The 15208-nt window shown below is 39.0% G+C and carries 12 protein-coding genes; 5 read left to right on the top strand and 7 right to left on the bottom strand.

Annotation, left to right across the window (positions count from 1 at the left end):
* Nucleotides 1-250 precede the first annotated feature (250 nt).
* On the top strand, nt 251-1297 hold the full coding sequence (gene rtcA, locus F933_RS04100) for an RNA 3'-terminal phosphate cyclase (RefSeq protein WP_005058752.1): 1047 nt from the start codon (nt 251-253) through the stop codon (nt 1295-1297).
* Nucleotides 1298-1333: 36 nt separating this feature from the next.
* Here rtcA and F933_RS04095 read toward each other — a convergent pair whose 3' ends face one another.
* The 4 genes from F933_RS04095 to pheA form a co-directional block, all read right to left on the bottom strand.
* Nucleotides 1334-2794, bottom strand: a complete 1461-nt coding sequence (locus F933_RS04095; RefSeq protein WP_005058751.1) for an aminoacyl-histidine dipeptidase — start codon at nt 2792-2794, stop codon at nt 1334-1336.
* Nucleotides 2795-2888: 94 nt separating this feature from the next.
* The gene (locus F933_RS04090; protein ID WP_005058748.1) at nt 2889-3272 is read right to left on the bottom strand and encodes a hypothetical protein; all 384 of its coding nucleotides are present in this window, start codon (nt 3270-3272) and stop codon (nt 2889-2891) included.
* Nucleotides 3273-3564: 292 nt separating this feature from the next.
* A complete protein-coding gene (locus tag F933_RS04085; protein ID WP_034710374.1) occupies nt 3565-5814 on the bottom strand; it encodes a bifunctional prephenate dehydrogenase/3-phosphoshikimate 1-carboxyvinyltransferase in 2250 nt (749 codons plus the stop codon).
* 75 nt (nt 5815-5889) lie between these two features.
* Nucleotides 5890-6999: a prephenate dehydratase gene (gene pheA / locus F933_RS04080; RefSeq protein WP_005058746.1), complete on the bottom strand. Its 1110-nt coding sequence runs from the start codon at nt 6997-6999 to the stop codon at nt 5890-5892.
* A gap of 190 nt (nt 7000-7189) precedes the next feature.
* Between pheA and F933_RS04075 the strand changes: the two genes are divergently transcribed.
* On the top strand, nt 7190-8128 hold the full coding sequence (locus tag F933_RS04075) for an alpha/beta hydrolase (RefSeq protein ID WP_005058743.1): 939 nt from the start codon (nt 7190-7192) through the stop codon (nt 8126-8128).
* 68 nt (nt 8129-8196) lie between these two features.
* Nucleotides 8197-8820, top strand: coding sequence for a hypothetical protein (locus tag F933_RS04070; RefSeq protein ID WP_005058740.1), 624 nt, complete (start codon nt 8197-8199; stop codon nt 8818-8820).
* Between the two features lie 50 nt (nt 8821-8870).
* Here F933_RS04070 and F933_RS04065 read toward each other — a convergent pair whose 3' ends face one another.
* On the bottom strand, nt 8871-10016 hold the full coding sequence (locus F933_RS04065) for an acyl-CoA dehydrogenase family protein (protein ID WP_005053713.1): 1146 nt from the start codon (nt 10014-10016) through the stop codon (nt 8871-8873).
* Nucleotides 10017-10262: 246 nt separating this feature from the next.
* Here F933_RS04065 and F933_RS04060 point away from each other — a divergent pair, with 246 nt between their 5' ends.
* Entirely contained in the window at nt 10263-11261 is a 999-nt protein-coding gene (locus tag F933_RS04060) for a glycosyl transferase family protein (protein WP_005058737.1), read from the top strand.
* Between the two features lie 112 nt (nt 11262-11373).
* On the opposite strand, the gene F933_RS04055 is transcribed toward F933_RS04060, so the two are convergent.
* Nucleotides 11374-11646, bottom strand: a complete 273-nt coding sequence (locus tag F933_RS04055; protein WP_005058735.1) for a YeaC family protein — start codon at nt 11644-11646, stop codon at nt 11374-11376.
* Entirely contained in the window at nt 11643-12551 is a 909-nt protein-coding gene (locus F933_RS04050) for an NAD(+) kinase (RefSeq protein ID WP_034710474.1), read from the bottom strand. The genes F933_RS04055 and F933_RS04050 overlap by 4 nt, the downstream gene beginning before the upstream one ends.
* 234 nt (nt 12552-12785) lie before the next feature.
* Between F933_RS04050 and mrcB the strand changes: the two genes are divergently transcribed.
* A complete protein-coding gene (gene mrcB / locus F933_RS04045; protein ID WP_005058732.1) occupies nt 12786-15194 on the top strand; it encodes a penicillin-binding protein 1B in 2409 nt (802 codons plus the stop codon).
* The last annotated feature ends 14 nt before the right edge of the window (nt 15195-15208 follow it).

Genomic DNA, 15208 nt, shown 5'->3' with positions numbered 1-15208 from the left:
TTTTGTGAATTGAGTTCACAAGCACAGTTTGGACATACTGGGCGAGTACAAGATCCTGCTTTACTCCGATCTGAGGGATTGAAAATAATTCAGGCGGCTATGGCAGCATGTGAGCCGTGCATCAATCTTCACTGATTAGGCTCAGCACCATGTACCTAGCAAACCTTTGCCGAAAGCAAAGTCACGCATTACTTCGCATTACCATGTACTGACAGTATGTTCATTAAATTAGAAAATAAGGAAAATAGAAGTGAATAAAGCTTTGGCAAATATGCCAGCGACCATCCAAATTGATGGTTCACAAGGTGAAGGTGGCGGGCAAATTTTAAGAACTGCCCTTGCTCTTTCGATGATTACAGGTCAAGCATTTGAATTAATCAACATTCGTGCTGGGCGTAAAAAGCCAGGCTTAATGCGTCAGCATTTGGTCTGTGTACAAGCATCTCAACACATCAGCCAAGCTTATGTAGAAGGTGCTGAACTCCATAACCAACGTTTATATTTTGCGCCACAGCATGTACAAAATGGAAAATACCAATTCCAGATTGGTTCAGCTGGAAGCACAACACTGGTTTTGCAAACTCTTTTACCTGCTTTGTTATTACAAAATGAAGCAAGTGAATTGACTATTTCTGGCGGCACTCACAACCCGCTTGCGCCAACTGCAGATTTTATCGAGCATTGCTTTTTACCAGCATTAGAAATACTTGGAATAAAAGTCGAATTTAAATTAAATAAAGCAGGTTTCTTCCCAATTGGTGCAGGTGAAATTCAAATCAAGATTCAACCGTGGCAACATCGAAACAAACTAAATTTATTAGATCGTGGTACTTTGCAAAGCACAGAGGCTTTTGCAGCAGTACTCAACCTTTCCGAAGAAGCTCAAATTGCACAACGAGAACTGGCAACGTTAAATAAAAGATTAAAATTAGATACTCACCAGCAATTCCATTTAAATGGCATCAGTCAAGGCAGTACAGCGTATGTCAAAGTTGAACATCAACAACATATTCAGCTATTCACGGCTTTAGGTGAAATGCGCAAAAGTGCAGAACAAATAGCCAATCATTTGGCTGAACAGGTGAAGCAATATATGGAATCTAATGCTGCTGTCGATGAATATTTAGCAGATCAGTTACTATTACCTTTGGCATTGGGGCAAGGTGGTGAATTTACCGCACAATGTATTAGCGAACATACCCGCACACAAGCCGTGATGATTGAAAAATTTATTGATTGTGAAATTAAGTTTATCGAACTAAATGAAAATCTATTTCAAGTGACAGTCAAAGTTTAAGAAGCTCAACAAAGAGCTTCTTTTTTCTATGAAAATTTATCTTACAGATTCCAAAGCCGTCACCAACAACTTCCAGCACTTCTCCACCGTATCTACTTTAACCCGCTCACCCGGCGCATGTGCACCTTGAATATCTGGGCCAAACGATACTATCTGTAAATCTGGATAGTGTTCAGCAATAATTCCACACTCCAAACCTGCATGTATGACTTTTAAATTTGGCTCAATTTCAAATGCAGATTGATAAGCTTGTTGCAGACATTTCAACGCAGCTGAATCTGGATTTGGTGTCCAACCCGACACCAACGGCGTTAACTCAGACTGAATTTCAAAATTGGCAAAGTGCAGTTGGATATTCTGGGCAAATGTTAGTGCTTCTTGGTTCACCATCGAACGAACCATAATTAAAGTCTTCGCCTCATCTTTAGTCAGTTTGGCCACACCAATATTGTTCGAGGTTTCAACCACATCAGGTAAAGTACGACTCCACCGAGCAATGCCGTATGGACACGTTGCCAATGCCTGCAACCAAACTTGTTGCTGCGGCAATGTAATAACTTCATCGATCTGATTGGAATTTTGCTGCACGGTGATTTGCAACTGATCATCAATACCTCGTAACTTTTTTTGCCATTCTTTTTGTACAGCTGCAACGGCATTTTCTAACTCAGTTAATTGCTCTGCTTTAATTGCAATGGTTGCTACCGCTTCACGTGGAATAGCATTACGTGCTGTTCCACCTACAAACTCTACCAGTCGACCATTGGATTGTGCCAAATAATCATTAAGGAAATTGGCTAGAATGACATTGGCATTGCCACGACCTAAATGAATATCAACCCCAGAGTGACCACCTTTCAAGCCTGATACCAGTAAATCTACAAAGATTAAATCATTTGGTGCTGCGTCATATTCAAGTGGCTGTCCCACTTCTAGGTCAATACTGCCTGCACAGCCAAGATACAGCTCACCCCATTCTTCGGTATCAATATTAAATAGCCATTGCCCTGTTAAAACACCCGACTCAAGCAAACGAGCACCGCTCATTCCTGCTTCTTCATCAATAGTGAGTAGGACTTCAATCGGACCATGCGCAACATCATTTGATTCTAATACAGCAAGTGCAAGTGCTACTCCGATACCATTATCTGCGCCCAATGTCGTGTTTTCAGCAATTAGCCAGCCGTCTTTTAATACAGGTTGAATTGGATCTTTAAAAAAGTCATGTTGGGTTCCACGATTTGCCTGAGTCACCATATCCAAGTGCCCTTGCAAAATCACACCAGCAACGTGTTCTTTACCCGCAGTTGCCGCTTTTCGAATAATTAGGTTACCAATGTCATCAACATAGGTTTCCAAATTGCGCTGTTCTGCCCAATCTTTTAAATGTTGTCTTAACTGTTGTTCATGTTTGGATGGCCGAGGAATCGTACATAAGGTCTCAAAATGTTGCCAAACCACTTGGGGTGATAATTTAGAAAAATCGACCTGTATCATGCACCTATGCTCTCAAATAAAGTGTTTAAACAAATATACGCCTAAACAGCGATGCTTAAATCACTTTATTTAAGATTTTATTCTCAAAATTGACTTAGCTTTTCCACACGAACTGAGAAAAACTGTGTTCTGCTTTCAAGCTATTTTCAACAGCCTGAGCCAATTGGCGAATAATACTTTGTGTCTCAATACGCTCAAACCAAGCTTGTTCTTGCTGCGGATTAGCTGAAATTTGACACAAGATATGTCCTTCTGGACCTTGCTGAGAACATAAAATAGAGAGTGGCAAATGATGGTTATCTATACGCACTTCAATTTTTTCATGCTCATGACGAATATGCTCTGCATCAAAACCATATTGTTCTAATTGCTTATACAATAAAGCTGCTACATACTCTTGAGTAATGTAACATTCATTTGGTGGATGATCGATCAATCCATGTTTTGGGCAATCTGCTATGAATTGCAACGTTCTCATGGTATTCCCTCTATTTTTATGTTTTTTAACTCTGGATCACAGAGTAAAGCCTACTGCAGCGGTATGAATTATTATATATACAATTGTCTTTAATTGATTAGCCGATTGTCTTACTTCTCGTTCAAATTTTAGAAATTTCGACCTGATTAGATATGTACATATACAAACTTAACATTTTTATTATTTAAGCGTTTTATCATTCTCTATAGCCAATTATTTTTTCTTGATATGATTATAAGTAAGGCAGCATTTAACTTATTAATAAAGCTAAACACTACCTTTTCAGATTAGCTTATGGATTCACAATCTTTAAATCCAAACCAGCAGCATTTGCCAATTCAGTAAAAGTTGGGAAACTTGTCGCCACAGTTTCTGTACCATGAATAGTGATGTTACCCGAAGTACGTAAACCAGCCATACTGAAACTCATGGCAATACGGTGATCATGGTGTGACTCAATTTCACCACCAGTGAAAATGGCTGACCAGTCACCAGACTTGCCCTTACCTTCAATGATGATGCCATCATCAGTTGGGGTACAGTCAATACCCATAATTTTCAAACCATCTGCCATCACTTGAATACGGTCAGATTCTTTGACACGTAATTCAGCAGCACCCGTTAAAACGGTTTGACCTTCAGCACAAGCAGCAGCAATGAACAATGCTGGGAACTCATCAATCGCTAAAGGTACTTGATCTTCAGGCATATGAATACCTTTAAGTGTACGAGAACCTTTGATATGAATATCAGCAATCGGCTCACCGCCAGCGATACGCTCATTTTCAACCGTAAGATCAGCGCCCATCTGCTTCAGTATTTCGATCACACCTGTGCGTGTTGGATTGATTCCAACAGCTTCAAGAACTACATCAGCACCTTCTGTGATTGCTGCACCCACCATAAAGAATGCAGCAGATGAAATATCAGAAGGCACTTGAATATCAGTACCAACTAACTTGCCGCCACCCACAAGTGAGATTTTATTGCCTTCGGTTTTCACATCATAACCAAAAGCACGCAACATACGCTCAGTATGGTCACGCGTTGGTTCTGGTTCAGTCACTGAAGTTTCACCCGCAGCCCATAAACCCGCCAACAATATACCTGACTTCACTTGCGCAGACGCCATTGGTAAATCATATTCAATCCCTTTAAGGACTTGACTACCTGCAATACTCACTGGCGGAGTACCTTTCTCACCAGTCGTTTGAATTTGTGCACCCATCAAACGTAATGGCTTAGCGATACGCTCCATTGGACGTTTAGAAAGCGATGCATCACCTGTCATCACTGAATCAAATTTTTGTGCAGACAACATGCCGGACAGCAAACGCATACTGGTACCAGAGTTACCCATATACAATGCGCCCGCTGGGGCTTTTAAACCTTGCATGCCTACACCATGAATAGTGACTTCACCATTCTTAGGTCCTTCGATGCTCACACCCATATCACGGAAAGCCTGCAAAGTTGCGAGTGCATCTTCACCTTCCAAAAAGCCTGTCACATGGGTTGTGCCTTCTGCAATCGCACCAAACATGATTGAGCGATGTGACACAGACTTATCACCTGGTACGGTGAATTTACCTGTAAATGTTTTCTTTCCGGGCAAAATGGTAAATTGCTGTGTCACCTTGTTTTTCTCCATCAAAGGTTTTTTGGCTAACATATGATTAAAATGTTGGCGTGCGGCTTGCGCGTGTCCAAGTAGGCCCATCAACGCTTGCGAGTCTTCCTGTTCAATCAATTTTTTTAAGACTGATAATTGCTGTTCAAAGCCATCAACAGCATTCAAAATTGCGGTTTTATTGGCAAAGAAAATATCATGCCACATCTGCGGATCGCTCGCTGCAATCCGCGAGAAGTCTCGAAAACCACCCGCAGCATAGCGAAAAATATCTAAATTATCTTCACGATTTGCCAGTTGCTCAACTAAATTGAATGCCATTAAATGCGGTAAATGACTGGTATGTGCCAACACTTCATCGTGTTTAGCAACATCCATACAAATGACTTCCGCTTTTGCAGCAGACCAAAGTTGTATCAGCTTTTCAACTGCCCAATCAGCACTAGTCGGAACTGGAGTCAAAATCACTTTGTGATTAACGAATAGATCTACTTTACCTGCATGTACACCAGTATGCTCAGCACCTGCAATCGGATGTCCTGGCACGAAACCGACAGGTAGATCTTCACCAAATACCGCCTTAGCTGCGTCCACAACATTGCCTTTGGTGCTGCCCACATCGGTAATAATGACATTGTCTGCAAGATAAGGTTTAATCTGTTCAAGTACTTTTTGCGTTGCACGAACAGGTAAGGCTAAAACAATTAAATCTGCATCCTGAACAGCTTCTTCAGGCGTGGCATAACCGTGTTGAATAAGACCAAGTGTCTTTGCATCTTCTAATGTTTTTTTTGAGCGTGTTGAAGCCACAATTTGAGATGCAAGTTGTTCTGCCACAATCACACGAGCAAGACTCGACCCTATCAGTCCAAGTCCAATAAATGCAACTTTATTAAATAATGGTTGAGACATAAACATATTTGCCTAATAAGACGACTTTTAACAGGGATAAATGCTTTACACATCTACCCTTAGGATCTAATAGAATTATAAAACAGCGATTGGATATGAGCCGAGTACACGTAACTCCTTGACCATTGGACGGATTTCTTCCAATGCCGCCGCAACATTTTCCTGACCGATATGCCCTTCTAAATCGATAAAGAACACATAAGCCCATTTTTCAGGTAATGCTGGACGCGTTTCAATACTAGTCAAACTGATTTGATGCTTGGCAAACGGTGCAAGAATTTCCAATAAAGCACCTGCACGATCATGTGCAGAGATCAATAACGACGTCTTGTCATTACCGCTTTGAGGAATCTTCTCACGACCAATCACAAGGAAACGTGTTGTATTTTCAGGGTTATCTTCGATATTGCTATGTAAAATCTCAAGATTGTACATGCTCGCTGCAATATCAGATGCAATCGCAGCAGAATGCCATTCGTTACGAATACGACGAGCCGCTTCTGCATTTGAATTCAGTGCAACACGCTCAACCCCTGGATAATGCGCATCTAACCATTTACGGCATTGCGCCAAAGTCTGTTGATGTGCATAAATTTGTTTAATACTGTCTTTACGAGTATTTTCAGATACAAGAAATTGATGATGAATACGTAATTCAACTTCACCAATCACATTCACCGTTGATGATTTAAAGCAATCTAAGGTATGGTTGACAATCCCTTCTGATGAGTTCTCTACTGGAACAACTCCGTAATGTGCACTGCTCGCTTCAACTTCACGGAATACTTCATCAATTGTTGGTAATGGACGCACAACGGCATCTTTACCAAAATGCTTCAATACAGCCGAATGCGTATAAGTCCCTTCAGGCCCTAAGAATGCAATGCTTTGTGGTGCTTCAAGTGCTAGGCACGCGGACATGATTTCACGGAACAATCGAGCCATAGTAGCATCAGACAAAGGTCCTTGATTACGCTCCATCACTTTACGTAATACTTGAGCTTCACGTTCAGGACGATAAAACAATGGATTGTCTTCAGCTGCAAACTTAGCCTTCGCTACAGCTTCAGCTAAAGAAGCTCGACGGTTTAATAATTCTTGAATTTGTTGATCAACACTATCAATATCATCGCGAATTTGTTCTAAATTAAGTGAAGTCGATGTGTTTTGTCCATCGTTTACCATTGAATGCAGCCTCAGCAAAATCATCTATAAGAATGGATTACAATTCATCTTTGAATTGATTATCCGAGCTAGTATAACAACACTTTAAGCTATTAAACACGCTGAGTTTTAACTCTTTTTATCAATAAACTTTATTGATAATGATTTTCATTATATATTGCTCAAGGAATTTAAAGTTTGTGAATAAATTATGTTTAAACAATTTAGTATTTTGACTTTTTCATTACTCATCACTATACAAACCGTATTTGCACAACAAGAAAATATAACTAAAGATCATGCTCCTCTACAGGAGCAGAATAATACTAAGCAAAGTTTTGTATTGAAATCTAAATATACCAAACATAATTATTTAATTCAGACCTTTGTTCCAGTTGGCGAAGTTCCAAGTCAAGGTTTTCCAATTCTCTATATATTGGATGGCAACGCCGTATTTGATAGTGCTGCCAATATTGCTAAGTCAGTAGGTGGCGGTGCCAATCGCTTAGGTCTAAGTCCTGTCGCAATTGTTGCGATTGGCTACCCTAAGCAAAACAGTTTTGATGTAGAGAAACGTGCTTTAGATTACACACCCAAAACTTCTTCTGAGTTTCAAAAACAAGCCAAATATCAATATGGTGGTGCCGATCAATTTATTCAATTCATTGAAAAAGAACTTAAACCTGCCATTCACACGAAAATTAAAGTCAACCCGCAACAACAAAGTTTATTTGGGCATTCCTTTGGTGGGCTATTTGTTTTGCATACTTTTTTTAATCAATCCCAAACATTTCAACGCTATATTGCTGCAAGCCCTTCACTCTGGTTTGATAACTATGCTTTATTAGATCAAGAAAAAAACTGGTTAAATAAGAAAAATTTCAACAAACACAATTTAATGTTGATGACGACAGTTGGAAGTCATGAGCAACGTAAAAGTGATATTAATATAACTGAATCAACTCAAAAACAATTTGATTTTTATCAAAGCATGAATAAACAACGCTCTGATCAATTTTTATTTTGGAATTTCAAACATCCCGCAGAACAACATCTGACCAATATGTATGCGAGCCTACCCAAAGCGATCATGTTAGCAGGATGCCACACTCAAAATTGTCCAGCTTTATTTGATGAGTTGACTCCATAATATTTGAACATTTGTTCTTGAATATTGAGTTATGATGAAATCGAATGAAATAAGAATAGTAACTTAAAATGAATACAATCTTATCGATTACAACGCTTGGTTTAAGCAGCATCATTTTGACTGGCTGTATTGGTTGCTACAATCCAACAGGTTGTAACCGTGATACCTCTCCCTATTACATTACCCAAACAACCACCCAGGTCCGTGGCATTACGCTTCCACCTCAAAGTAAAATAAAATACAAGTCTCAAAATGCTTTTCAAAAAGAACAACAAATGAAAGCTCTAAAAGAAAAAGACATTACAGGTATTCAATTAGCGCCTGATACAGCAATACTTTGGGGCGATATGCCCTCTTATATGTTTATTAAATTTTTTAATTCAGAAATGAGAGGCTTTTCAGTTTACCCAGCAGAAAAATTTACACCGATAAGTCAAAATGAATTTATTAAACTATGGCAAAGTTGCGCAAGTGATCTAGATATCACTTTAAAAGATCCAAATGATTGGTCTTTTAATCCTGAAAATATGGAAATTCGTGGTTGTGGCGTAAATATTCAAAAAAGAAGCCAATATAATGAACATTGGCCGAATCAGGATCAAGCAGATGAATTTTTAATAAAAATAAATCAAGCATTACAGAAACTGCCGAAACAACAAAGCTATCCTGTTATTTACAACCCCAATAAATAAATTTTATTGGGTAGATTTCAGCTTACTCGAAAGTAAGCTGAAAATTCTTTTTAAGCTTTCCCAATCAATCCACGAGCCACAATTTCTTTCATGATCTCATTTGTACCACCGTAAATACGTTGAATACGTGCATCAACAAAGAAACGTGAAATCGGATATTCAGTCATATAACCGTAACCACCAAATAATTGAAGCAAGTTATCTGCCACTTTCATTTGCATATCGGTACTGAAGCTCTTCAATGCCGCTGCTGTTTCCACATCCAATTTACCTTCATTATATAAGGCAACATTTTGGTTATAGAAAGCTGCTGTTGCCAACTCATCAATCTTTGCTTGAGCCAATACAAAACGCGTGTTTTGGAAATTCCCAATCGCTTGACCAAAAGCTTGGCGCTCTTTTACATATTGAGTTGCAATATCAATCGCACCGCGAATTGCGCCTAAAGCAGTAGATGCAATTGCTGTGCGTTCACGAGGTAATTCTTGCATTAAATAAGCAAAACCTTGACCCGCGCTACCTAACAATTGATCTTTCGGCACTTTGACATTATCAAAGAACAATTCAGAAGTATCCTGTGAATGTAAACCAATTTTGTCGAGATTAGTTCCCTTTTTAAAGCCGTCCAAATGTGTATCCACCAGCATTAAGGAAACGCCTTTAGCCCGAGCTTGAGGATCAGTTTTCACGGCTAGAACCACAACATCTGCATGTTGACCATTTGAAATAAAGGTTTTAGAGCCATTTAATACATAATGATCATCTTGAAGAATTGCACTAGTACGCATCGCTTGTAAATCAGAACCTGCGCCTGGTTCGGTCATACCAATAGCACCTACAGCTTCACCAGATACCATTTTTGGTAACCAATGCTGTTTTTGTTGTTCTGTACCAATATGCTGAATATAAGGTGCAGCAATTTCAGAATGACAAGAAATTGCAGTTGATAAAGCTCCATACCCTGCACGCGCTGATTCTTCGACTAACATTAATGAATAATGAGTAGGAACACCATAGCCACCATACTCTTCAGGCACATCCACACACAGGAAGCCATTTTCACCTAGCGCTGTCCAAACTGAGCGTGGCATGATTCCTTCACGTTCCCATTGGTCATAATGCGGTGCGACCTGCTCACTCATAAAACGTTTAAAGTTATCACGGAAGAGTTCCAAATCTGCATCATAAGCTAACATCTTTATTTCCTTTCGCTTTCATTTTTCTTAAAAATTGTTCCGAAGCCATGCTAATGATTTTTAGACATAATGTCATGTTCCGTTTACATCATTTCACTAGACTGATTCGGTCAATATTTTACTTTTAATTCAACCATGAGCATAAACAATTGTTTAATCTATAGACAGCTCTAGTTATTTTTTACGTGCAATCAGCTCCTTTTATGTCATATTAATTCTATTCTTAGCGATGATTTATAAACCACGATGAATACTAAACGAAATATCTACCAAACTGCTGAACATCCATTTGCGCAATATGTTCGTATTTTAGGTAAAGGTAAAACAGGTTCTCGATCGCTAAGTTATGAAGAAGCTTATCAAGCTTTTAGCATGATATTAAAAAATGAAGTACTAGACGTACAACTTGGTGCTTTTTTGATGCTACTACGCGTTAAAGAAGAGTCTGTAGATGAACTTGCAGGTTTTGTACAAGCAACCCGTGATCAACTGAATTTTGAACCACTTAAAATAGACTTAGATTGGTCGTCTTATGCAGGTAAACGTAAACATTATCCATGGTTTTTATTGGCTGCTCTGACTTTAGCGCATCATGGTTACAAGATTGTGATGCATGGTGCTTCTGGTCACACGATTAACCGCGTCTACACAGAACAAGTTTTACAATACTTAGGCTATTCTATCTGCCACAACGAACAAGATGTTCGTGAACAACTTCAACAACACAACTTTGCTTATCTGCCACTTGAAGCAATCTCACCAATTCTAAGTGATTTGATTTCACTACGAAATGTAATGGGGCTACGCTCTCCGATTCATACATTAGCGCGTTTAATTAATCCATTTAATGCTAAAGCGACATTGCAAGCGATTTTCCACCCTGCTTATCGTACTTCACACCAGCAAACAGCCTTCCGTTTAGGCTATCAAAACAGTGCCGTGATTAAAGGTGAAGGTGGTGAATTTGAACGTAATCCTGATGCAAAGACTTTAATTTGTGGAATTAAAAATGGCGAATTGTACGAATATGAATTGCCCAAATTAACACCTGACCGCAGCCCGATTGAAGAAGAACTCGACCTTGCTGTATTCAAAGCTGTTTGGTTGGGTGAACAATCTCACGAATATGGCGAAATGGCAGTAATTGAAACCATGGGAATCGCTTTGTATACCATGGGTACTGTGAATAGTTATGATGAAGCAATGATTAAAGCGAAAGAGCTTTGGAATACTCGTATCAAATAGTAGCGCATACAGCATTGTAAAATTGTTTTTACTATGAATAGTTATTTGATGAGATGTTTCCCAACATTTTATTTTAATCATAAAATGGCCCAGTCATTACTGGGCTTTAAATTTATACAAACCGAATCGGCTTAAATTCAGGCTCATTTTTGTGATGATCGTCATCACACTCTTCACCTTCTTCTTTCGTACCACGATCGATATAACCGCTACGCTGTTCTTTCGGTAAATTTTCCATTTCCCACGCATACACAGCCTGCATACAAGTTTCACGTTGCTCTTTGGTCAATGCAATACCATTTGGCCATTTACCAATTTCAACAGCAGTTTTCAGGCGCTCAACAATCTCAGGATTTAAAATAGCGAGCATTTGTTCAATATTCATGAGTCATCCTGTTGAAAAGATTCAAAATCTTGATTCCAGCCTAGTTTAGTACGGCAAGCCATATAAAAATCATAACCAGGTGGATGTAATAAGCTTAGTTTAAATGGATGCTTCCGAATATGCACGGTATCACCCACATTTAATGCAACACTGTGTTGCCCATCTGCACTGACCATTGGTAGCACACGATTTTCTCTAATCGTAATCTTAACTTCACTATGACCACCAACAACAATCGGTCTTGAAGAAAGTGTATGAGGATGCATTGGAACTAAAGCAATTGCATCCATGCTTGGATGCAAAATAGGACCACCACCAGACAATGCATAAGCAGTTGAACCAGTTGGTGTTGAAACAATTAAACCATCACTGTGCTGACGATAAACATATTGTCCATCAATACTCAGCTCAAAATCAATCATGTGAACGGATTTACCAGAATGTAAAACCACATCATTTAAAGCAATAGCATCATAGATCGTTTCATTATTTGTACGAACTTCCATTTCCAATAGAAAACGGCGATCGAGTTGAAACTGACCTTGTAGAACTTGATCTAGTTTAAAAATCGCTTCGGCAGGCTTTATGTCAGTTAAAAAACCGAGTCGACCTCGGTTGATACCCAGTACAGGTGTGTTATGTCTCACCAGAGCACGAGCCGCATGGAGGAGTGAACCATCACCACCTACAACAATCACTAAATCAACAACTTCCCCAAGTAAATTGCGACTGACTGTTTGTCCATGACTATAAGGGACCAATTTAGCTGTTTCTTGATCAAATACGGGATTTAAGCCCAAAGTGATTAAATGATCATGAATTAAACATAACGTTTCTACTACAGAATACTTATCTGGTCGCCCAATTAGACCAATATTTCGAAAGGATTTATGTGAAATTTGCACGAATAATTCAGCTCCGTTGCGATTACTGGCTATCATATCATTAACAACTCAGATTGCGTTGATGATTGATTAAAAAGTATAAAAATGTCTATTCGTTGTTTTTTTATACGATTAATGTCAACACATTCTTAAACTTTTTATCCCATGTTGCTATTTATTCACAGTTTTATGATTGCAAAATGACAATAAGCTATCGCATCATTACCACCATTGTTTTGGTTTTAACGCAAATCTATGAAGTTTGAACGTGGTATTGGTTTCCTAGCACTCATTTTTTCAATTTTAGTGATTGGTGTATTTGTTGCATTTAGCATCTATCTGATTCGTTTAGATACGATTATTCGTGACAAGTTTGAAGGACAGCGTTGGGATATCCCAGCCAAGGTTTTCGCTCGCCCATTAGAAATCTACGCAAATGCACCTATTACCCAAGATAATTTTACTCAAGAGTTAAAATTACTAGGTTATAAAAATACAGCTAACTATGACAAATCTGGTAGTTATGTCGTGCAAGGCAACCAAATGTATGTTCATACACGTGGTTTTGATTATGGTGATAGTAGCGAACCTGAACAAGTTATTGAGCTTGCTTTTACAGATGGTCAAGTCAGTGAAATTCGCTCTACAAAACCTTCTAGCACTGGTATTGCACGTTTAGAACCTTTATTAATTGGCGGTATTTATCCTCAGCATAATGAAGACCGTGTACTTATAAAATTAAATAAAGTACCAAAACCTCTAATAGAAGCTTTAATTTCTACAGAAGACAGAAACTTCTATCATCATCATGGTATTTCCATTCGCGGTACAGCTCGTGCACTAGTGAGTAATGCAACTGGTGGTAAACGCCAAGGTGGTTCTACCTTAACTCAGCAGTTGGTCAAAAACTTTTACCTTTCACCAGAGAAAACGCTTAAACGTAAAGTTAATGAAGCGTTAATGGCGGTGCTAATTGAACTACATTACAGCAAAGATGAGATTCTTGAAGCGTATTTAAATGAAGTTAACTTAGGACAAAACGGCAACTATTCGATTAATGGCTATGGTTTAGCTTCGCAGTTTTATTTTGGTTTGCCATTACGCGAACTCAATATTTCTCAACAGGCATATTTAGTCGGTTTAGTACAAGGCCCTTCACTATATAACCCTTGGCGTAATCCAGAATCTGCAAAGAAACGTCGTGATGTCGTTTTGAATAACATGAAGGTAATGGGTTATTTAACCGAAGCTGAATATGAAGATGAAATTGCGCGTCCTTTAAATGTGGTTAGTAAACCAGCTTTAGGGCCTGCCAAATTTCCTGATTTCCTCGATATCGTCCGCCGTCAATTACGTACTGAATATCAAGAAAGCGATATTACCAATCAAGGTTTAAGAATTTTCACTACGCTAGATCCTATTGCTCAAACCCAAGTTCAAAATGCCTTTAAGACTACTGTTGAGCGTTTAGCCAAAGCGAACCCAGCTCGCTTAAAGAACTTGCAAGGTGCCGTTCTTGTTGCGCATCCTGATAATGGTGAACTGATCGCCGCTGTTGGATCAACACAAGATTTTACTGGTTTTAACCGTGCTTTAGATGCAAAACGTCAAGTTGGATCTTTGCTGAAACCAATTATTTATTTAAATGCAATTGAGTCAGGTCGTTATACTTGGGCAACACCTATAGAAGACAGTGCGGTAAACATTCCAATTGATGGAGATAAGAGCTGGACACCGAAAAACTACAGTGGTGGTGAACATGGTGTTGTGCCTATGCAACAAGCTTTAGCAAATTCTTATAACCTTTCCACTGTCCGCCTAGCAAATGAATTTGGATTGTCTGCATTTAGCAATAAATTAAAACAATTTGGCGTGAGTTCGGATATTCCTGCGTATCCATCTATCTATCTTGGTGCTGTAAATATGTCACCAATGGAAGTGCTCAGTATTTATGGCAACTTTGCAACTGGCGGTTTTAAATACCCTCCTCGTTCGATTCGTACTGTTGTCGATGCTAAAGGACATTTGTTAGATCGCTATGGTTTAAATGTTCAACAAACCATTGATCCTGCTGCGGCTTATATTTTGAATTACGGTTTACAGCAAGTCATGCGCTCAGGTACTGGACGTTCTGCCTATGCGAGCTTACCTGAGTCTTTAAACTTAGCAGGTAAGTCAGGTACAACTAATGACACTCGTGACTCATGGTTTGCAGGATATTCAGGTAATCATGTTGCTGTAGTGTGGCTAGGTCTTGATGATAATAAAGTGACTGGCTTAACAGGGTCATCAGGTGCATTGCCTGTATGGACGAATGTCATGAAACAACTTCGTCAGGAACCTGTAAACCTACGTCAAACTGATAATGTTCAATGGCAATGGATTGATAGTGCAAGTGGCGATTTATCTGCTCAAGGCTGTGATGGTGCAATGTATATTCCTTTGCTTCGCCAAACAGTTCCTCGCCGTGCTACGGCTTGTGGACAATCGCATTATGAAGTTGAACCTACCTATATGCCACAAACTGATGAATCGAACGCTGATGAATCTAATGATGGCATAGGTAATTATATTCGAGAAAGTGAAAATCAAATGGATACAGATTTATCCAATCACACCTCAACCCGCGTTATTTCAAGCGGTAGTTATAACGGTGATAACTAATTTAAAAGGATGAT

The sequence above is a fragment of the Acinetobacter beijerinckii CIP 110307 genome (genome assembly GCF_000369005.1).
GTDB classification, from domain to species: Bacteria; Pseudomonadota; Gammaproteobacteria; order Pseudomonadales; family Moraxellaceae; genus Acinetobacter; species Acinetobacter beijerinckii.
Note: the sequence above shows the minus strand (reverse complement) of the source record. Positions and strands in the feature narration are given on the sequence as shown.

Bases quoted from the DNA above. Each gene is read 5' to 3' on its own strand.
- F933_RS04085 (WP_034710374.1), bottom strand. From the start codon at position 5,814: ATGTCTCAACCATTATTTAATAAAGTTGCATTTATTGGACTTGGACTG.
- F933_RS04065 (WP_005053713.1), bottom strand. From the start codon at position 10,016: ATGTTAGCTTATGATGCAGATTTGGAACTCTTCCGTGATAACTTTAAA.
- F933_RS04090 (WP_005058748.1), bottom strand. From the start codon at position 3,272: ATGAGAACGTTGCAATTCATAGCAGATTGCCCAAAACATGGATTGATC.
- F933_RS04075 (WP_005058743.1), top strand. From the start codon at position 7,190: ATGTTTAAACAATTTAGTATTTTGACTTTTTCATTACTCATCACTATA.
- mrcB (WP_005058732.1), top strand. From the start codon at position 12,786: ATGAAGTTTGAACGTGGTATTGGTTTCCTAGCACTCATTTTTTCAATT.
- F933_RS04060 (WP_005058737.1), top strand. From the start codon at position 10,263: ATGAATACTAAACGAAATATCTACCAAACTGCTGAACATCCATTTGCG.
- pheA (WP_005058746.1), bottom strand. From the start codon at position 6,999: ATGGTAAACGATGGACAAAACACATCGACTTCACTTAATTTAGAACAA.
- F933_RS04095 (WP_005058751.1), bottom strand. From the start codon at position 2,794: ATGATACAGGTCGATTTTTCTAAATTATCACCCCAAGTGGTTTGGCAA.
- F933_RS04070 (WP_005058740.1), top strand. From the start codon at position 8,197: ATGAATACAATCTTATCGATTACAACGCTTGGTTTAAGCAGCATCATT.
- F933_RS04055 (WP_005058735.1), bottom strand. From the start codon at position 11,646: ATGAATATTGAACAAATGCTCGCTATTTTAAATCCTGAGATTGTTGAG.